This window comes from Candidatus Magnetaquiglobus chichijimensis (genome assembly GCF_045865675.1).
Taxonomy (GTDB): domain Bacteria; phylum Pseudomonadota; class Magnetococcia; order Magnetococcales; family Magnetaquicoccaceae; genus Magnetaquiglobus; species Magnetaquiglobus chichijimensis.
This window is the reverse complement of sequence record NZ_BAAFGK010000001.1, coordinates 390,815-409,005: the sequence shown is the minus strand read 5'-3', so window position 1 is coordinate 409,005 and position 18,191 is coordinate 390,815. Positions and strand designations below refer to the sequence as shown.

The 18,191-nt window shown below is 62.7% G+C and carries 24 protein-coding genes; 4 read left to right on the top strand and 20 right to left on the bottom strand.

Going from position 1 to position 18,191, the window contains the following annotated elements; genetic code table 11:
• Position 1: 1 nt before the first annotated feature.
• The 4 genes from ACOY6C_RS01530 to rpsF form a co-directional block, all read right to left on the bottom strand.
• Positions 2 to 970, bottom strand: coding sequence for a DUF2232 domain-containing protein (locus ACOY6C_RS01530; protein WP_420903714.1), 969 nt, complete (start codon positions 968 to 970; stop codon positions 2 to 4).
• A gap of 34 nt (positions 971 to 1,004) precedes the next feature.
• Positions 1,005 to 1,415 carry a 30S ribosomal protein S18 gene (gene rpsR / locus ACOY6C_RS01525; protein ID WP_420903713.1) on the bottom strand — a complete coding sequence of 137 codons (411 nt, stop codon included), beginning with the start codon at positions 1,413 to 1,415 and terminating at the stop codon, positions 1,005 to 1,007.
• A gap of 159 nt (positions 1,416 to 1,574) precedes the next feature.
• On the bottom strand, positions 1,575 to 1,946 hold the full coding sequence (locus tag ACOY6C_RS01520) for a single-stranded DNA-binding protein (protein WP_420903712.1): 372 nt from the start codon (positions 1,944 to 1,946) through the stop codon (positions 1,575 to 1,577).
• A 146-nt stretch (positions 1,947 to 2,092) separates the two neighbouring features.
• Complete coding sequence (gene rpsF, locus ACOY6C_RS01515) at positions 2,093 to 2,521, bottom strand: 30S ribosomal protein S6 (RefSeq protein WP_420903711.1); 429 nt, start codon at positions 2,519 to 2,521, stop codon at positions 2,093 to 2,095.
• 244 nt (positions 2,522 to 2,765) lie between these two features.
• Between rpsF and pgeF the strand changes: the two genes are divergently transcribed.
• The 4 genes from pgeF to ACOY6C_RS01495 are packed head-to-tail and all read left to right on the top strand — an operon-like array spanning position 2,766 to position 5,142.
• Positions 2,766 to 3,449, top strand: coding sequence for a peptidoglycan editing factor PgeF (pgeF, locus tag ACOY6C_RS01510; RefSeq protein WP_420903710.1), 684 nt, complete (start codon positions 2,766 to 2,768; stop codon positions 3,447 to 3,449).
• The gene (locus tag ACOY6C_RS01505; RefSeq protein ID WP_420903709.1) at positions 3,337 to 4,221 is read left to right on the top strand and encodes a lytic transglycosylase domain-containing protein; all 885 of its coding nucleotides are present in this window, start codon (positions 3,337 to 3,339) and stop codon (positions 4,219 to 4,221) included. The genes pgeF and ACOY6C_RS01505 overlap by 113 nt, the downstream gene beginning before the upstream one ends.
• Complete coding sequence (locus ACOY6C_RS01500) at positions 4,184 to 4,807, top strand: NUDIX hydrolase (protein WP_420903708.1); 624 nt, start codon at positions 4,184 to 4,186, stop codon at positions 4,805 to 4,807. The genes ACOY6C_RS01505 and ACOY6C_RS01500 overlap by 38 nt, the downstream gene beginning before the upstream one ends.
• A gap of 59 nt (positions 4,808 to 4,866) precedes the next feature.
• Positions 4,867 to 5,142 carry a hypothetical protein gene (locus ACOY6C_RS01495; RefSeq protein ID WP_420903707.1) on the top strand — a complete coding sequence of 92 codons (276 nt, stop codon included), beginning with the start codon at positions 4,867 to 4,869 and terminating at the stop codon, positions 5,140 to 5,142.
• Positions 5,143 to 5,211: 69 nt separating this feature from the next.
• Here the strand turns inward: ACOY6C_RS01495 and ACOY6C_RS01490 are convergent, their stop codons facing one another.
• The 16 genes from ACOY6C_RS01490 to ACOY6C_RS01415 form a co-directional block, all read right to left on the bottom strand.
• Entirely contained in the window at positions 5,212 to 5,595 is a 384-nt protein-coding gene (locus tag ACOY6C_RS01490) for a hypothetical protein (protein WP_420903706.1), read from the bottom strand.
• 38 nt (positions 5,596 to 5,633) lie between these two features.
• On the bottom strand, positions 5,634 to 5,942 hold the full coding sequence (locus ACOY6C_RS01485; protein WP_420903705.1) for a hypothetical protein: 309 nt from the start codon (positions 5,940 to 5,942) through the stop codon (positions 5,634 to 5,636).
• On the bottom strand, positions 5,939 to 6,292 hold the full coding sequence (gene yhbY, locus ACOY6C_RS01480; protein WP_420903704.1) for a ribosome assembly RNA-binding protein YhbY: 354 nt from the start codon (positions 6,290 to 6,292) through the stop codon (positions 5,939 to 5,941). Before yhbY ends, ACOY6C_RS01485 begins: the two co-directional genes overlap by 4 nt.
• Positions 6,279 to 7,406, bottom strand: a complete 1,128-nt coding sequence (locus tag ACOY6C_RS01475) for a succinylglutamate desuccinylase/aspartoacylase family protein (RefSeq protein WP_420903703.1) — start codon at positions 7,404 to 7,406, stop codon at positions 6,279 to 6,281. The genes yhbY and ACOY6C_RS01475 overlap by 14 nt, the downstream gene beginning before the upstream one ends.
• On the bottom strand, positions 7,403 to 8,812 hold the full coding sequence (locus ACOY6C_RS01470; protein WP_420903702.1) for an HD domain-containing phosphohydrolase: 1,410 nt from the start codon (positions 8,810 to 8,812) through the stop codon (positions 7,403 to 7,405). The genes ACOY6C_RS01475 and ACOY6C_RS01470 overlap by 4 nt, the downstream gene beginning before the upstream one ends.
• Before the next feature lie 14 nt (positions 8,813 to 8,826).
• Positions 8,827 to 9,843: a thiamine-phosphate kinase gene (gene thiL, locus ACOY6C_RS01465; protein WP_420903701.1), complete on the bottom strand. Its 1,017-nt coding sequence runs from the start codon at positions 9,841 to 9,843 to the stop codon at positions 8,827 to 8,829.
• Positions 9,840 to 10,364, bottom strand: coding sequence for a transcription antitermination factor NusB (gene nusB, locus ACOY6C_RS01460; protein ID WP_420903700.1), 525 nt, complete (start codon positions 10,362 to 10,364; stop codon positions 9,840 to 9,842). Before nusB ends, thiL begins: the two co-directional genes overlap by 4 nt.
• A gap of 134 nt (positions 10,365 to 10,498) precedes the next feature.
• Entirely contained in the window at positions 10,499 to 10,978 is a 480-nt protein-coding gene (gene ribH, locus ACOY6C_RS01455; RefSeq protein WP_420903699.1) for a 6,7-dimethyl-8-ribityllumazine synthase, read from the bottom strand.
• 7 nt (positions 10,979 to 10,985) lie between these two features.
• Positions 10,986 to 12,233: a bifunctional 3,4-dihydroxy-2-butanone-4-phosphate synthase/GTP cyclohydrolase II gene (locus ACOY6C_RS01450; RefSeq protein WP_420903698.1), complete on the bottom strand. Its 1,248-nt coding sequence runs from the start codon at positions 12,231 to 12,233 to the stop codon at positions 10,986 to 10,988.
• 221 nt (positions 12,234 to 12,454) lie between these two features.
• Positions 12,455 to 12,742, bottom strand: a complete 288-nt coding sequence (locus ACOY6C_RS01445) for a hypothetical protein (protein WP_420903697.1) — start codon at positions 12,740 to 12,742, stop codon at positions 12,455 to 12,457.
• A gap of 79 nt (positions 12,743 to 12,821) precedes the next feature.
• Positions 12,822 to 13,490, bottom strand: a complete 669-nt coding sequence (locus ACOY6C_RS01440) for a riboflavin synthase (RefSeq protein ID WP_420903696.1) — start codon at positions 13,488 to 13,490, stop codon at positions 12,822 to 12,824.
• Positions 13,475 to 14,593, bottom strand: coding sequence for a bifunctional diaminohydroxyphosphoribosylaminopyrimidine deaminase/5-amino-6-(5-phosphoribosylamino)uracil reductase RibD (gene ribD / locus ACOY6C_RS01435; RefSeq protein WP_420903695.1), 1,119 nt, complete (start codon positions 14,591 to 14,593; stop codon positions 13,475 to 13,477). Before ribD ends, ACOY6C_RS01440 begins: the two co-directional genes overlap by 16 nt.
• A 34-nt stretch (positions 14,594 to 14,627) precedes the next feature.
• On the bottom strand, positions 14,628 to 15,902 hold the full coding sequence (glyA, locus tag ACOY6C_RS01430) for a serine hydroxymethyltransferase (protein ID WP_420903694.1): 1,275 nt from the start codon (positions 15,900 to 15,902) through the stop codon (positions 14,628 to 14,630).
• Positions 15,903 to 15,985: 83 nt separating this feature from the next.
• The gene (gene rpiB / locus ACOY6C_RS01425; RefSeq protein ID WP_420903693.1) at positions 15,986 to 16,441 is read right to left on the bottom strand and encodes a ribose 5-phosphate isomerase B; all 456 of its coding nucleotides are present in this window, start codon (positions 16,439 to 16,441) and stop codon (positions 15,986 to 15,988) included.
• 124 nt (positions 16,442 to 16,565) lie between these two features.
• A complete protein-coding gene (locus tag ACOY6C_RS01420; protein ID WP_420903692.1) occupies positions 16,566 to 17,753 on the bottom strand; it encodes a tetratricopeptide repeat protein in 1,188 nt (395 codons plus the stop codon).
• 21 nt (positions 17,754 to 17,774) lie between these two features.
• The gene (locus ACOY6C_RS01415; RefSeq protein WP_420903691.1) at positions 17,775 to 18,071 is read right to left on the bottom strand and encodes a lipopolysaccharide assembly protein LapA domain-containing protein; all 297 of its coding nucleotides are present in this window, start codon (positions 18,069 to 18,071) and stop codon (positions 17,775 to 17,777) included.
• Between the last annotated feature and the right edge of the window lie 120 nt (positions 18,072 to 18,191).

The following is an 18,191-nucleotide window of genomic DNA, read 5'->3' as shown; positions in this document are numbered from 1 at the left end:
GCTATTCACTCCCAGGGGAATCGTCCCCGTCATGGCTGGTACGAAAGAAACGTTTGCGAAAATCCACCCAAATATCGAACAGGCCCACAGCCGCCACAAACAACACGACCTGATGCCAGAAAAACAACGCCAGATAAAACAACGTGCGCCATACACCCGCAACAGCATGATGACGAAAGCCGGCCTGAATGATCGCCATCCCCTGCAGAAAATAAAGGATGGTGAACAACAGAAAAAGATTGGCCCCCAACTGCCTGGAAAAACCCTGGGCCGCATAGGCGAACACCCCGGAGGCAATCACCACCCAAACCAGCTGGAACGGCGGACGCCACTCGGTGAGATCCTCACCGGCGAACAGACCCTCCCCACCCCATCGGCGCACCAGAAAACGGGCCGCCAACAGATTGACCACATGCATCAAAAACCAACCCGATACCACGAAAGCCGGCATGAGCAGAGACAGCATGTCGAGAATCGGAGTCAGTACGGCCCGCGCTTCGGTCAAGACTACGGCATTGCCACCCTCCTTGGCAATGGCGGCAAGCACCTTGTTCTTGAATCCATCCAGTTGCAAGGCGGTCTCGGCCTGCATGTCCAACCCCATCACCAGGGACCAGACGAACAACAACAGCAAGGCCCCCATGCCGAGCAGAAACGCCGACGCCAGACATTGGTTGACTCTCCAGCCGGCACGAATCAAATGCGCCGCCAGCATAGGAAAGCCGAAAAACAACAAAAATGCGGTCAGAGGGAACCGCAAGCCATCCCCAAGCAGAAAAGCACCCACCACCGGAATGGTGGCGCCGATCCAGGCCGATTGCGCTCCGCCCCAAAGCGCGGTGAGAAGCACCGGCAAGGGGGCGAAGATCTGCAACGGCACAAGCACGGGCAGACCCATGGGCAAAATCATCAGCACCAGGGCCTGGGTACCAGCAAAAACCGGATTGGTCACCCAACTGAGCGGACGCATGAATCGGCCTCCGACCGGCGTGGCCGAAGCCGACTCACTTGACCAGATGCGGCAACAAGGCGATGTTGCGTCCGCGTTTGATCGCCTTGCTCAGACGACGCTGATGGGGGGCACACACGCCGGTGATCCGGCTGGGAACGATCTTGCCACGCTCGGTGATGAAACGAAGCATCAGCTTGGGATCCTTGTAATCGATCTCCAACGCCTTGTCGGCACAGAAAACACACACCTTGCGACGGCGGAAGAAGGGCCGACGGAAACCACCCGCGGCTGGTGCGCCACCCGCGCCCGCTGGACGGGCGCCACCAGCGCCACCCGGAGCCGGACGACCACCCGAACGCCCCATGCCAGGACGGAAACCACCGCCCGGACGACCCGAATAACGGGACGATCCACCCTCGTTGCCCGCGTTGCTCTCGTTGGAATCGTTGTCTTGATCGGACATGTCAACTACCTCAATCGATATGGTTGTCGCGCCACCCGGAAATGACCGGCATGACACGTGATCGTTATATGAACACCTCTGAAATCTTCAAACGTGCGATGTCGAACGACCTTCCCGGCTTGCGCGAAAGACCGACATTCCCGGCTTGCACGCTTCGGATCACGAATCGACCCGTTGGATCTCCCTGGCAAGCAACTCCAGACGACCCCAACGCACCCGATCATCGCGGATCCACCGTTTTTGGTTCAGTCGTCCCTGGACCAGCAGCCTCGAACCGACCGCGCACGCGCGATACCGTTCCGCCAGGGGCCCCATGGCCACCACCACCATGCGCGCCTCCAGCCGCAGACCGGGTTCCGGATCGTCGTGGCTGGAGAGATGCTCCAACTCCAGCATGGCGACCGCCCGACCCGCAGGGGTGACCCGGAAATCGACCGGTTCGATCAGTCGGCCTTCCAACTCCACAAAGTTGGCGGCCCGCGTCGCTTCCGCCACGATGACGTCAGGATTCGGTCGCGTTTCTCCGCCCATGCTCATCCGTTCAACCCGCCTGATGGGGGAACCCCCATCCGTGCCCCCCCTGACGGGAGTGCCACGCTACAAAGCCCTGCTCCGGGAGGGTACCCCAAGCCGGACCCGTTTCGCGATCCGGCGGGAATCGCCCGGAATCGAACGGATCAGACCTCCAGTTCTTCCTCTTCCTCGTCTTCGCCGTACTCTTCATCCGGCTCGCCATACCCCTCGTCACCCGGCAGCAGACGCTCGGACTCCTCGGCGGCACGCTCGGCGGACGGAGCCAGCGGCGACGGGTTGAGATTGGCGCTCTTGACGCGAATGTTCTGGAATTTCAGCACATCCTCGTCGATCATCAAGCGGGACTCCAGGTTGGCGATCAGCGCGCCGCCCCCTTCGACCAGATTGAAGACATAATAGCCCTTGGTGTTCTTTTTGAGTGGATAGGCCAGTTGACGGCGACCCCACAGCTCGTGCAGCAGAATCGTGCCGCCATTGGCGGTGATGATCTCGGCCACGCGAGCCGCGACCTGATCCACCTGTTCGGTGGTCAGATCCGGGCGTACAATGAAGATTGACTCGTAATAAGCCACGGCGCCTCCTTTCGGTTTTGTTTCGGACGGCTGGCCCCAAGGCGCTAGCCCAGGAGCAAGGAGTTAATAGGCTTCAATGATGAAGAAAACACACCATTGTTACAGTCCGGAACCGGAAAATCAAGAGAATATCATTTTTCCCTGGAAAAATTCCGTCGCGTGTCCGGGAATTCTCCCCTTTTTCACCACCCGACAGGGCGGGGTGAGCACGGGGAGCTGGGCCGGGTTCAATCTCGGAGATCATGTGGGCGACGATCCCGCGCACGTCGCCCACAACCGGGCGTCTCTGCTCGCCGCCCTGGCCCCCCATGCCAGGGAACTGGCCCTGGTCAATCAGGTGCATGGCGATACCGTGGCCGTCGCCGGCTGGAACGGCCCCCGTCCCGATGCCGACGCGGTGGTCACCGATCGCCCCGGCGTGGTGGCCGCAGTGCTCACCGCCGATTGCACGCCGGTGCTCTTCGCCGATCCTGAACGACGCATCGTCGCGGCGGCGCATGCCGGTTGGCGCGGCGCGGTGGCCGGAATCCTGGAGAATACCTTGACTGTCCTGCTGGAAAATGGGGCCTGCCTGGAACAATTGCGGGTGCTGATCGGTCCATGTATCGGTCCGAAGCATTACGAAGTAAACACTGACTTTCGAGAACAAATTATTATTGCAACACAGGATAAAATTGGCATGGATTGCCAAAATTTCTTTTCTATGGAGAAGAAATCGGCTAGGATGGCCTTTGATTTACCTGGATACGTCCTTGCACGGCTCATCAAGACCGGACTTGACGCTCGTCAAATCTTCAATCTGGAACAATGTACCTATGCTCTGGAATCCTTTTTCTTCAGTCACCGCCGCGCGGTTCATCGACACCAGGATCCTTGCGGACGTCAACTGTCCGGTATCCTGGTCCTCCCTCCCCGAGGAACCGCATGATGGGGGAAACACCCCCTCCACCCCCGTAACGTGGACCTCCCGTCGGGAGTTCCACGTCAACCGGCTGACCGTTCTGTTCTGGCTCACGGTCGCCATCTCCATCGCTCCGGCCAGTGCCCGAGCCGATACCCCCCTGGACCGCCTGATCACCAAGATCGCCATCCAGGAAAATCTCGATCCCGACCTGCTGCGCGCCGTGGTGGCCACCGAATCGGACTTCAACAACGAAAGCGTCTCACCGGACGGAGCCATCGGCCTGATGCAACTCATGCCCGAAACCGCCAAACTCGTCGGGGTCAAAAACATCCATAACCCGGAGCAGAATCTGCGCGGCGGCGCCCGTTATCTCAATCAAATGCTCAAACAGTTCCCAAAAATCCCACACGCCCTGGCCGCCTACAACGCCGGACCCAAAATGGTCGAACGCTACCAGGGGGTCCCGCCCCTCACCGAAACCCAACGCTACGTGGGCAAGGTGTTGGACTATTACCAAAAAACCGCCAACAGCAAAAAACGTTCCCTGGCATCCAGAAAGCATCCGGGTGACAAATCCATCCCCACCAAACAGGCGCGTCTCAACAAACAGGATCTCCCGTCCAGGGCAGCCCCACCCCCCTCGCCCAACCTGATGATCCAGCGGACGCATGCCCAGGCACGGCATGATCTCGTCAACCCCTCGGCGAACAACGGCAGACGCATTCCACAATTCGCCATGGCCCTGAGTGAACCGGTCGATGGCGAATCCGTCCCCGTGCTCCGTGCCGCCCAGTGAGCGCCTCCCGTTGGTGGAGCCGTCGCTCCTGAACGCCCGTTGCACCGAGGCGTGCATCGTTTCCTCTCTGTATGAAAAAAGCGGGCCAGTTCATGCGGCCCGCTTCTTTTTTCCCGCCGCCATGGTCGAGGCCGCGGTCATCATACCGCTTATCCCCAACGGCGAAAGCTGGGATCTGCTGTTCATCCGCCGCACCCAGAGCGTGGCCCACCACCCCGGACAGATCGGCTTTCCCGGCGGTCGCGCCGAACCCGAGGATCGATCCCCGTTGCACACGGCCCTTCGGGAGATGGAAGAAGAGCTGGGCATTCGTCTCGATCCCTCGGCGATCCTTGGATTCTTGCCCCCCACGCCGACCCAGATCACCGGCTTTTTGATCCATCCCTTCGCGGCCCGGCTCGATCCACCCTTCGTTCTGACCCCGGATCCAGCCGAAGTCGCGGAAACGCTCCTGATTCCCTTGCAATTCTTTCTGGAAGCGATCAATCTCTCTCCGCAGGCCGACCATTTCGACCATCAGGGCAACCGGGTCTGGGGCGCGACCGCCAGAATCATGACGCAACTGAGTATCACTCTTTTGACGTAATTATGCAGACCCCCCACGATTGCAGGGGGCCTGAATGGTTATCTTTTGACGAGAATGGGATGCGCATCCTGATCTTTTTGACGCTTGGAGTGGCCACCCTGTTCGGGTTGGTGTACGGGATCGGCATGATCTGGCGGTCCCTGCACCCCGCCTCCGCACCGGAGCCGTTGCCCGTCCCATCCTGGTTGGAAGGGCGCGTGGGAGGGTGGCTGGCCGCGGTGGTGGTGGCATCTCTGCTCGGACTGGCCCTGGAGGATCTCCTCACCACCCGCAAGGATCCGGGAGAGCATCAACCCCCGCCGCGTCTCACCGCGCCCGCTCCCAAGGGACCGTGAAACCGCCCGCCCCTCCGAAGATCGTGAGCAGACGGATTGAATCCTGCCACCCTGCCCACGGCGCGCGACTCAACTCCCGTGTTTCTCCCGCCACGTCTCATAACACCCGCCGAAGAAAACCTCCAACTGATCGATGATCTCCCGGTCCGTGGCCCCGGTCACCTTGCCCATCAGAATCCGCGATGCCTCGGACAGCACCGCGCCATCCGCCTCGATCATCGGATAGGTCCGTTTCAACCGCTTCAATCCCGCCACCGCGCTCTCCACCTCGGGGCGTGGAATGGCCAGCGGCTCCACGGGAACGACCTCGGTCGGCGCGCCGCTCCCGGTCTGAGGCCGGTCGCTGATCAGAAACCGTCCAAACCGCAACAGCGTCTGCCGCTCCCCGGCTTCCAACTCCCGCCACAGATCCAAAAGCGCCCGTTTTTCCGGATCCCCGTTCCCCATCCACATGGTCTCACCCTCCTGGTCCGTTTCCCCCTGTTCGCGACTCACCCCCACCAGATCATCCCCGGCTTGGGACGCGGTTCGAAGGTGATCGCCGCGCGCCCGTCGGTCTGGCGCTCGCGTCGCTCCTCGGCGCTCTCGAGCAGCTGCTGGCCCGCCAGATAGACCGCGATCTCCCGGACCCACGCCTCATGACGCGGCTTCAGCGGCGCACCGGCCCGTTGCGTCACCGTGTGTCGCACCAGATCCACCTCCACCTCCGCGCCCCGCGCCAGCACCAGCGTCACCGCCACCGGCACCGCGCCTTCCAGGCGCACCTCGTGACGCACCACCCCGCCCGGACCTCCGCTCATGGCTTGACGGGCAACACGATCTTGCGTTTGGCCACCTCGCGGCGCGGACGGTAGAGAATCGTCACATGGCCGATGGTCCCCGCGTGGGCGCACCCGGTGGCGAGTTCGATCTCTTCACGGATCAGGGACTTCTCCTCCTTGTAATCGTTGAACTTGATCTTGATCAGTTCATGATCCTCCAGGGCCCGTTCGATCTCGGCCAACAAATTGAGGCTCAGCCCCTCCTTTCCCACCCATACCACCGGTTGCAGGCTGTGCGCCAGTCCACGCAGATGCTTGCGCTGGGTGGGGGTCAACGCGTCGGTGGCGTCGCCCTGTGTCGTGGTGGTGGTCTCGTCACATGAATTCATCGTTCAAACCCTCGTGCAGGACGGTGCCCAGGGTTCCCTGCACCATCTCTTGCAGGGCCCCGGCATCCGGGACAAAAGCGACATGGAACAGCGCATCCCCCTGATGGACCAGGGGATGATTGGTGTGACCGATGATCACCCCTTCGCGATCGGCGCGCACCTCGACCATTTCCGAACCCAGGGGGTTGGCCACATGGCCGAGCAACTCCCCTTTGCGCACATGGGCGCCGACCCGTTTTTCCGGCAGCATCAAGCCGCTCTCCGGGGCGCGCACCCAGCGGCTGGAACGGGCCACCCACCACCGTCCGTGGGTCTCTCGAAAGGGAGCGCCTCGGGTCGGAGGTAGAGGGGTGTTCCCCTGATCCGGCACGCCGGACCCGACCGTTGGGGTTTTGCTCCCTTCGAGCATCTCCAGATGGCGCATCACCCCCAGAATCCCCTTCAAGCCGGCCTGAATGGCCACCTCGTCCAGGCGCAGCGCCTCGCCCCCCTCGTAGAGCAGCACCGGCACACCGGCTTGATCGGCGGCGGCGCGCAACGATCCATCCAGCAGATCGGCCTGGAGGTGCACCGGGGCGTGAAACGCCCGTGCCATGGCTTCGACCGCCTCGTTACCCGCCTTGCCGCGCGTTTGCGGCAGGTTGTAGCGTTGACGGGTACCGGCATGCAGGTCGATGCCGTGGGTGGAGCGCGCCACGATCTGGCGCATGAACAGATCTGCGGTGCGTGCTGCCAGCGAGCCGTTCGCCAGGCCTGGAAACGAACGGTTCAGATCCCGGTGATCCGGAAAATAGCGGTTGTGATGCAAAAATCCCAGCACGTTGACCACCGGGATCACCAGCAGGGTGCCACGCAGACCGCGCAACACCCGTTGGCGCATCAGGCGACGGCAGATCTCGATGCCGTTGAGTTCATCCCCGTGCAGGGCGGCGCTCACGAACAGGCAGGGGCCATGGCGACGCCCATGAAAAACATGCACCGTCAGATCGACCGGGGTATGGGTATGCAGGCGGGTCACCGGGATGTGGGCCACCGCCTGTTCGCCCGGTTGAACCCTTTGGCCGACGATTTCGAAGGGATCGATTTTCTTCGAGCGTTTGCGTCGTTCGGTCATCCCACGCCCGCGCTCCTGGACGTCGCCGGTTCATCCTCCCTGAACTCGGCACGCATCAGGCCGAGAAACGTCTGCAACAACCGCGGATCCCACTGCCCGGAATCCTTCTCCCGTTCCAGAATCTCCATGGCCCTGGCCGGAGACATGCCCTTGCGGTAAACCCGATCCCCGGTCATGGCATCCCAGGTATCGGCAATCGACACGATGCGCGCCAACAGCGGAATGTTCTCCCCGGCAAGACCATCCGGATAGCCACTGCCATCCCAGTGCTCATGATGCCAGGCGGCAATTTCCAGAAACTCGTGAAACCGATGCAACGGACGCATGATCGTCGCCGTGTAGCGCGCATGTCCGCGCATGATCGCATACTCTTCATCCGTCAGCGGCCCCGGCTTGTTCAAAATGGCATCCGGCACCCCGATCTTGCCCAGATCGTGCATCAGGGCACCCTTGTTGAGGCTTTTCAAACGCTCTTCGGAAAGCCCCAGATATTTTCCCAGTTTGACCGAGTATTTCGATACGCGCGCCGAGTGGCTTTGCGTATAGGAATCCTTGGCCTCCAGGGCCTTGCTCAACGCCTGAAGCGTTTGCAGGTAGCTCTCCTCCTGTTCGCGCATCAGCCGTCCGATGTTGTCCGCCATGCCGTTGATGGCACGTCCAAGCTCTCCGATTTCGTCCCCCGGCAAGGTCAAGGGGATGCGCGCATCCAGCTCACCCGAACCAAAACGGGACATGGTTTGGGAAAATCGCCGCACATGACGAATGGCCAGATGGTGCATCAACCACCACACAAACAATAAAAGTAATACACTGGAGGCTGTTGTCAACAGCGCGATCCGTTTCTCGTAGGCATCGTCGTTGATCCGGATCTGGCGCATCAGCTCGGCCATGTCCAGCTCCGCCTCAAGACCGGCGTTGACCTGCCGGCCTCCCAAACGAACCGGAATGATGACATCCACAGTCGGATGCCCATCGAACTCCCGATTTTCGATCACCGTGGCCAGGTCCGATGAAATGATCGCCTTGCCTTCCCGAATCACCTGACCATACACCCCATCCATGGGCTTGTCGGGGTGCTCTCCGACCACCGTGTGACCGATCACCTGGCCCCGATCCGTGTACAGATAGATCTCCCGGGGTTTGAAATCCAGATGTGTCAGACGTTCGGGTTCGAAACCGGACAACAGAACCTGCCGATACTGCTCACGGGTGGACCCGGATGGCATGGCCTCCAGAAGACGGGCAATACTCACCAGGTAGCTTTGGGCATGTCGGTAGACCTGATCCAGCATCGCCCGCTCCAGCTGCGTCTCGGAAACGATCACCAACCAATAAATCGTAATCGCGAATCCCAACAGCGATCCGCCAAGCACCTTCTGGGTCAGTGAGAGTCTCGTCTGCCGCATCGCCCGTTACACCCCTAAAAATGCCGCCACCCCCCCTGTTCAACCACCACGCGCTCCCCATCCAACCCCAGCACCTCAACCTCCGACCCCGCGACGATCTCCCCGATCTCGGTCACCGGCACCCCGATCCGCTCCCCCAACGTGCGCACCATCCCCACCGCACCCGGCGCGACCGTGAACAACAACTCGTAATCCTCACCACCGCTCAGAATGCGGCGCATCAACCCCGGATCGCGCAACACCAAACGCCGCGCCGCTTCGGATAACGGAATCCGTCCGACCTCCACCCTCGCCCCCTTGCCCGACGCCTCGCAAATGTGCCCCAAATCGGCCACCAACCCATCGGACACATCGATCACCCCACGCACCGCCGCGGCATCGGCCAACGCCACCCCCAACGCCACCTGTGGTTCCGGCAGATCCAGACGCCCCTCCAGATAACGCTGATCCGCCTCGTCCAGCCCGGTCAACCTCCCCTGCCGTGCCGCCAAACCCAGCGTCGCATCGCCCACGGTGCCGGTCACGAAAATCCGATCCCCCACCTCGGCGCCTCCCCGCGACAGGGCCCGCCCCTGACCCACCAGACCGAACATGGTCACATGAATCGTGCGACCGGACGAGGATCCCGTGGTATTGCCCCCCACGATCGTCACCCCATACCGCTCGCCACAGGCACGCAGCCCGCGGGTGAACTCCGCCAGCCACTGGGAAGGGGTATCCCCCGGCAGACCCACCGACAACAGATACCAGTTCGGCCTGCCACCCATGGCCGCGATGTCGGACAAATTCACCCGCAACGCCTTCTGTCCGAGCAGAAACGGATCGTCGGTGGCGGAAAAATGGATCCCCTCGATCAGGGCATCCACCGTGGCCAGCAACTGCTGGGTGCGCGGCACGGCCAAAACCGCCGCGTCGTCCCCGATCCCGGCCACCACCCCGGCCACCCCTTCCAAACGCAAGGGCTGGAAGAACTCCCGAATCAACGGAAACTCCCCGACCGAGGCCAGGGTCGTGGCGATCTCCTCTTTCATGGGATACCTCCCTCGATTTGCGCCCGCGTGACACGAATCCGACCCGCCACGTTGTCCATCACACCGTTGACGAACGCCCCCGAACCATCCCCGCCGTAACGCTTGGACAGCTCGATGGCTTCGTGGATCACCACCTGAACCGGCAACTCCGGCTCGGCCAACAGCTCATAGATCCCCTGGCGCAGGATGTTCCGGTCGATGGTGGAGATGCGCGACAGCGACCAGTTGTTCGCCCCCAGAGTGATCCAGTGATCCAACTCCTCGAGCCGGCTCCAGGTGCCGGCGGCCACCTTTTGAAAGTAATCCAGATCCGCGCGACCGTCTGCGTTGTCCTCGCACAACTGCACCACGGCGCGATGGATCCCATCGCCGGTGATGTCGCACTGATAGAGAGCCTGCAAAGTCAACTCGCGGGCCTTGTGACGACTCAATCCCGTGCCGTTCTCCGGAGTCCCGGTCCGCGTCCCGTTGGCTGCGCCCGATCCCGTTCCCGACCGTGGATGCGATGAAATGCCATTCATGCTCAATGATCAAATCCCTCTGCGTGATTGTCCGACCTGCTACGTCATCTGCGAAAAACTTCTGAAAAAAAGAGAGGAAGGCCTGATACCGCCCCCCTCTCGCACGCACCGACCTTCTCGACAGGCTGATGAGACTATCCAGCCAGTTTCTTGAACAGGTCGATCATCTCGACCACGCTCAACGCGGTCTCCCACCCCTTGTTGCCGGCCTTGGAGCCGGCCCGTTCGATCGCCTGTTCCAGGGTATCGGTGGTCAGCACCCCGAAACCGACCGGAATCCCGCTCTCCAGACTCACCGCCGCCACCCCCTTGCTCACCTCGGCAGAGACGTAATCGAAATGGGGCGTGGAACCGCGAATCACCGCGCCCAGACAGATCACCCCGTCATAACGACCGCTTTGAGCGGCCTTCTGGGCAGCCATCGGGATCTCGAAGGCGCCCGGCACCCGCAACACGGTGAGCGACTCCCGGCTCGCCCCATGACGCAGCAGAGCATCCACCGCCCCTTCGAGCAACCGTTCGGTGATGAAACTGTTGAAACGGGCCACCACCAGCGCATAGCGTGCGCCACTGGCATCCAGATGGCCTTCCACCGTTTTGATGTCACTGCTCATGCCGATCTCACTCCCCAGCCTCTGACGCCGCCTTGTCCGCACCCGCGAACTGCCGCAGCAGGTGACCCATCTTGTGGTGCTTGACCTCCAGATAGGCCGCATTGCCGGAACGGGCCGGGATCTCGATCGGCACGCGCTCGACCACCTCCATCCCGTACCCTTCCAGCCCGATGATCTTTTTGGGATTGTTGGTCAGGATGCGCAGACGACGCACGCCGAGATCGCGCAGAATCTGGGCGCCGATGCCGTAATCGCGCAGATCCGCCGGGAAGCCGAGTTCCAGATTGGCCTCCACCGTGTCGAACCCCTGATCTTGCAGGTTGTACGCATGCATCTTGTTGACCAGGCCGATGCCGCGCCCCTCCTGACGCAGATAAAGCAGGATGCCCCGTTCCTCCTGACCGATCTGACGCATGGCGGCGTGGAGCTGACTGCCGCAGTCACAGCGCTGACTGCCGAACACGTCTCCGGTCAGACACTCGGAGTGGACCCGCACCAGCACCGGCTCTTCGGGGTCGATCTCCCCCTTGACCAGCGCCACATGCTGGAAATCGTCCACCTGGTTGGCAAAGATGATCAGCCGCCACTCGCCGCCAAAATCGGTGGGCATGCGGGTCTCCACCACCCGCCGCACCAGCTGTTCGTGGGCGGTGCGGAAGGAGATCAGATCCGCGATCGTGGCGATCTTGAGGCCCATGCGCCGCGCCAGCTCGATCAGATCCGGCACCCGCGCCATGCTGCCATCCTCCTTGAGGATCTCGCAGATCACCGCGGCGGGCTTGAGCCCGGCCAGGCGGGCCAGATCCACCGAGGCTTCGGTGTGTCCGGCGCGCACCAGCACGCCGCCATCCTTGGCCACCAGCGGAAAGATATGGCCCGGTCGCACCAGATCGCACGGCGAGCTGGCATCGTCGATGGCCACGGCCACGGTACGCGCCCGATCGTGGGCCGAAATGCCGGTGGTGACGCCGGTCTTGGCCTCGATCGACACCGTGAAGGCGGTCTTGAACTGGGCGTTGTTGTCCGCGACCATCAGCGGAAGCTGCAACTGTCGCGACCGTTCGCCGGTCAGGGCCAGGCAGACCAGTCCACGACCGTGCATCACCATGAAATTGATCGCTTCCGCGCTGGCGAACTGGGCCGGGATCACGAAATCCCCCTCGTTCTCGCGATCCTCGTCGTCCACCAGGATCACCATGCGACCCTGACGGAAATCCTCGATCACCTCGTCGATCGAATCGAACTGGAACTCCATGACGCTCTTGATCCTGTTTGGATGACGGTTCAAAAAAACGGTTACGGGGTCCGGGGGCGATGATCGTCTCCGGCGGGAGCGGGGCCGAGTCCCGCGACTTTGGCCTTTGGTCTTGTATCTGTCTTCAGGCCCCCGACATGTGGCGGGGTCCTGGGGCCAATGGCCCCTGGTGGGATCCAAGGGCACAGCCCTTGGGACTTTTCATCTTTTCGCGCACTTTATTAAGCCCATTTTCGCGTCTTTTGCAAAAGTGGGCTTAATAAAGTGCGCCCCCTGCCCGTCGGGACAGTGAAGGGGTCTGTCAGAAAATCCGCCGCCTCCGGCGACCTGCCCGAGGCAAGGCGAACAGGGATCGTTTTGCCAACTTCGCAAAACGATCCCTGTTCCAAGGCCGCGCGCAAGCGATTTTCACAAAAAACGTGAAAATCGCTTTTTTTGAAGAGCGCGCCAAAGTCAAAAGACAAGATCATAAAGAATAAAAACAAAATCAAAGACAAAGACAGATTCAAGATCAAAAACAAAACCTCGGAGGCTCTGCCTCCGAACCTCTGCCGGGGGCGGTGACCGCCCCCGGTCCCCCACAACCGTTCAAAACCCCTGCTGCCTCAAAAACGCCTCATCCAACCCGCCGCTCTTCCCGCGTCCCACGCCACACTCGGCACCCCGCGCCAACAACCGCTCCACATAACGACCCAACAGATCGCTCTCGATGTTGACTTCAACCCCCGGCGCCAACCCGGCCAACGTGGTCCCGTTCTGAGTGTGCGGAATCAGGTTGATCGAAAACCGACTCTCCTCCCCCACATCCTCCACCTGGTTGACCGTCAGACTCACCCCGTCGATGGCGATCGACCCCTTGGCCACGACATAACGACCTGCCACCCCAGACACGCGAAACCACACCTCCAACGACCGACCGCGCGGCGCGATCCGCTCCACCCGACCCACCGCATCCACATGCCCCTGCACCAGATGGCCATCCAGCCGTCCGCCAAAACTCAACGCCCTCTCCAGATTGACACGCACGCCAGCCCGCAAGTTCCCAAGGGTCGAACTCTCCAGCGTGGCCGCCGATACCTGGGCCGCGAAACCTCCCGGCGGCAGCAACTCGACCACCGTCAGACAAACCCCGGAAACGGCGATGGAATCCCCCAACCGAACCCCGGAAAGGCGACAATCCACCCGTATCACCCACTCCGCGGCGGAACGCTCCACCGAACGAATCACCCCCACCTGCTCGATCAGGCCAGTAAACATCGCGACCCCTCGAAATCCCCCTCGATCAGCAGATCCTCACCCACCTGGCTCACGTTCATGTTGACCAGTCGCTGGGCATCGGCCAACGAACCGATGCCGATGCTGTCCAAAAGACCACGCGAATCCTTGCCGCCGATCAACTTCGGAGCCACGAACAACGCCAGCCGATCCGCCAGACCCGCCTCGAGCAACGCACCGGTCAGCACCGATCCGGCCTCGCACAACACGCTGGTCAGATCCAGCTCCGCCAACCGTGACATCAGATCGCTCAAATTCACCCGCCCGTCCGGGGTCTCCCGGCAAGGGATCACCCGCACGTTGGCACGCGAACCCAACGCCTCGGCACGGGCGAAGTTGGCCCCGCGTCCGGTGGCGATCCACAAGGGGGAGTCCACCGACGAATCGAACACCCGCGCGTCATCCGGAATGCGCAACCGCGAATCCACCACCACCCGCACCGGATCCCGCCCCCCCGGCATGCGACAGTTCAAACGCGGATCGTCGGCCAGAATGGTGCCGATGCCGACCAGCACCGCGTCGTGCTGATCGCGCATGCGCTGCACCCGGGCACGCGCTGCCGGACCGGTGATCCATTGGCTCTCCCCGGTCCGCGTCGCGGTCTTGCCATCCAGCGAGGCGGCCAACTTCAGGGTGATCAGCGGTCGCTCCTGCTCGATCCAGGTCACGAACGGACGGTTGAGTTCGAACGCCTCCTCGGCGCGCACCCCCACCACCACCTCGATCCCCGCCGCCCGCAACCGCTCCACGCCCCGCCCCGAAACCTGAAGGTTCGGATCGATCATCGCCACCACCACCCGCGTCACGCCGGCCCGTATCAGGGCGTCGGCGCATGGCGGGGTGCGACCGTGGTGGGAACAGGGCTCCAGATTCACATACGCACAGGCTCCGCGTGCCCGCTCGCCGGCCTCACGCAGGGCGAACACCTCAGCATGGGGCGCTCCGGCCTGGGGATGATACCCCTGCCCCACGATCTCGCCATCCCGCACGATCACGCAACCCACCACCGGATTGGGTCGTGTGCGTCCCGTGGCCCGCGCCGCAAGACGCAAGGCCAGGGCCATGTAGCGACGATCGTGGTTCACGGGCGATCCTGGCCCCCCTGATTTCAAAAATCCGTCACATTCCGGGATAGACGGGAAATCTCCGACACAACTCCGCCACCTGGGCGCGGGTCTCCGCCTCCACCCCGGCATCTCCCTCCGGATGGCCGGACAGGGCATCGACCACCCGCACGATCAACCGACCGATGGTGGCGAACTCCTCCACGCCAAAACCGCGCGTGGTGGAAGCCGGCGTACCCAGACGAATCCCCGAAGTGATGAAGGGCGAGCGCGGATCATTGGGGATCGCGTTCTTGTTGCAGGTGATTCCGGCCCGCTCCAGCGCCTTCTCGGTATCCTTGCCGGTAATGTCGCGGGAGGTGAGATCCACCAGCATCAGGTGGTTGTCGGTCCCCCCCGAGACGATACGCAATCCGCCGGCCACCAGACTCTCGGCCAAAACCCGCGCGTTGGCGCGCACCCGCTGGATGTAGGCCTTGTATTCGGGACGCGACGCCTCGCCGAAGGCCACCGCCTTGGCCGCGATCACATGCATCAACGGACCACCCTGGATGCCGGGGAAGATCTTGGAGTTGATCTTCTTGGCCAGATCCTCGCGATTGGTCAGGATCATGCCGCCGCGTGGACCGCGCAAGGTCTTGTGGGTGGTGGTGGTCACGATGTCGGCATGCGGGAAAGGATGAGGATGCTCGCCCACCGCCACCAGACCCGCGAAGTGGGCCATGTCCACCAAAAGCGCGGAGCCGCTCTTGTCGCAGATCGCCCGGAACCGTTCGAAGTCGATCACCCGGCTGTAGGCCGAAGCCCCAGCCACGATCACCTTGGGACGGTGCTCCAGGGCCAGCGCCTCGAGCCGCTCGTAGTCGATCCGTTCGGTTTGCGGATCCAGGCCGTACTGCACCGCCTTGAAAAGCTGCCCGGAAAAGTTCGGCGCCGCGCCGTGGGTCAGATGGCCGCCATGGGCCAGCGACATGCCGAGCAGCACCTCGCCGGGCTCCATCAACGCCAACAGCGCCGCCATGTTGGCCTGGGATCCGGAGTGGGGCTGCACATTGGCGAACTGGCAACCGAACAGGCTCCTGGCCCGATCGATGGCCAGATCCTCGGCCTTGTCCACGAATTCGCAGCCGCCATAGTAGCGCTTGTGGGGATACCCTTCGGCATACTTGTTGGTCAGAACACTCCCCTGGGCCTCGAGAACCGGCAGACTGACGATGTTCTCCGAGGCGATCAGTTCGATCCGGTCGCGTTGCCGACCCAACTCCTCGCGGATGGCGGCAAAAACATCGGGATCGGCAAGGCGCAATGCATCCATTGTTTTGTTTTCCATGGCTCAAGATTCCCATTCCACAACACCGGGACCAACCGGTCCCAACACCCCCTCCCAGCGCGCACCGCCCGACGCGAACCGGATCAATGGCCGCCGCCCTTGCCCGCCTGCTCCAGCTTGTCCAACCGCCGCTGGTGGCGTCCACCCTCGAACGCCTCGCGCAGCCAGACATCCACGATGCCGCGCGCCACCGCGATCCCCAGCACCCGCCCCCCCATCACCAGCACATTGGCGTTGTTGTGCTGACGGGAGAGACGCGCCGTGTATTCGTCGTGGCACAAAGCGGCCCGGATCCCGGACCAGCGGTTGGCCGCCATGCTCATCCCCAGGCCGGTGCCGCACAGCAGAATCCCCCGATCATCCGGATCGGAGTCGAGCAACTCCCGACACAACCGGGCGGCCATGTCCGGATAATCCACCGACTCCGGACCGTGCACGCCAAAATCGATCACCTCGAGTTCGTACTGATCGCGGATCCAGTCCACCAGATCCTCTTTCAGCTCGTAAGCCCCGTGATCCGCCGCCATGAAAATCCGCATCGTCCACCTCGCCACAAAATTGACATCCGCATTGGCGCGTTCACAAACGTGCCTGATGGCAAAGCCCCCTTACGCCCCCGACCATGGCCTTCCCCTTGGGCGTTCCAAGGACCAAAGAGCGCGCTCACAGGGGGTCCATGGTATCCCACTGATGACACTGCGGGCATTTCCAGTAGATATCCTGCGCCTTGAACCCGCACCGTCCGCACTGGAAGGCCTCCTGAGCCCCCAGCAGGCCATCCAGATGGCGGCGGGCGATCTCGAGAGCCTCCTTGCCCTGATCGCGGCGATCCAGAAGAGCGATCAGCGGGGCCACGATCACCAGGGCGCGCGGGTGATGCGCCTTGCCGAGCCGCAACACCTCCACCGCTTCATCCGGACGTCCGCGCCGTTCCAGAAGCCGCGCCCAGTGCAGAACCAGGCGGGGCGAGCTGGCCAGGGCCGTGGTCGCGGCACGCATGCCACGGAAAAAACCCTCCTCGTCCCCGGCCTGTTCGTGGGCGCGACGCATCAGATCCAACAGCATGAAGCAGTGGCTCGGACGGCTGTTCTTGACCCCTTCGAGCACCTCGATGGCCTCGCGGGTACGGCCCTGGGTCAACAGCACCTCGCCGAGCAGGCGACGTCCCTCCACGCACCCCGGAAACACCCGGATCGCCTCGAAAAACTGCTCCATGGCCCGATCGCCGCCGGTCTTGGAGCCGGGTCGCTGCTGCTCTTCGAGCCCCATGCGCACCCGGATGTGCGCCTCGCGACGCGGATCCTTTTCGCCGGTCACCAGCTCCCAGCGTTTGAGAATCTCCAGGGCCTTGTCCCAGCGCCCTTCGTTTTCGTGCATGGCCTGGAGTCCGGCCAGGGCCGCCCGGTGTTCCGGATCCACCTGCAACACCTGACGATAGGCCTCCACGGCCCGGTCCACGAACCCCCCCTGCCGGTAATCCTCGGCCAGGGCGTGGAGTGCCGCCGTGCGATGGCCCTCCGACAGATTGGGACGCGCGATCAGGGTTTGATGGATGCGAATCGCCCGTCCCACCTCGCCGCGCGCCCGGAACAGCTTGCCGAGAGACAGATGGATCTCCACGGTCTCGGAGTTAATGCGCACGAACTTGACGAACTCCTCGATCGCCTTGTCCGGCTCATCGGCCAACAGAAAATTCAGACCGCGCAGATAGAAGGCCGACTCCCCGCCGTCCGGCTCGCGCTGGCGTGCCTGGGCGCCCTCCTCCCTCCCCAGGCGGCGTCCCGCCCCGAAGATGATCGCCCCCAAGGTGACGGCCAAAGCCATCCAACCCGCCAAGTGAGGAAAGTCCATGCCATCACAATCCTCGAAACGCTAATCGTTGATCAGGGGAAGCGTGCGCAGATTGGCCAACTCCCGCTCCAGGGCGCGGTTCTGATCGCGCAACCGCTCCATGCCGCGCCGCTGACGCACCTCCCCCGACCATCCGGACAAAGATCCCAGCACGAATCCCAGAAACAGGGGCACGAAAACCACCACGAACAGCGGCACGTCGCCCAGAACCCAACCGCCGGGCAGGGTCACCGACAACTCGGTCTGGTTGACAAATGCAAACAGGATGGCCACGACCCCGAGGAGCGCCGCCACGATCAAGCGGAACCAACCCAACATGCCTTATCGACCGCCCGGACAGATGAAACTCATGTGAAGGGAGGGGAATCCCCCCATTGCCGCGCCACCCGTGGCCGCGACGAAACGAAAACGGGAGGGATCCCGAACACCCGACGTGCT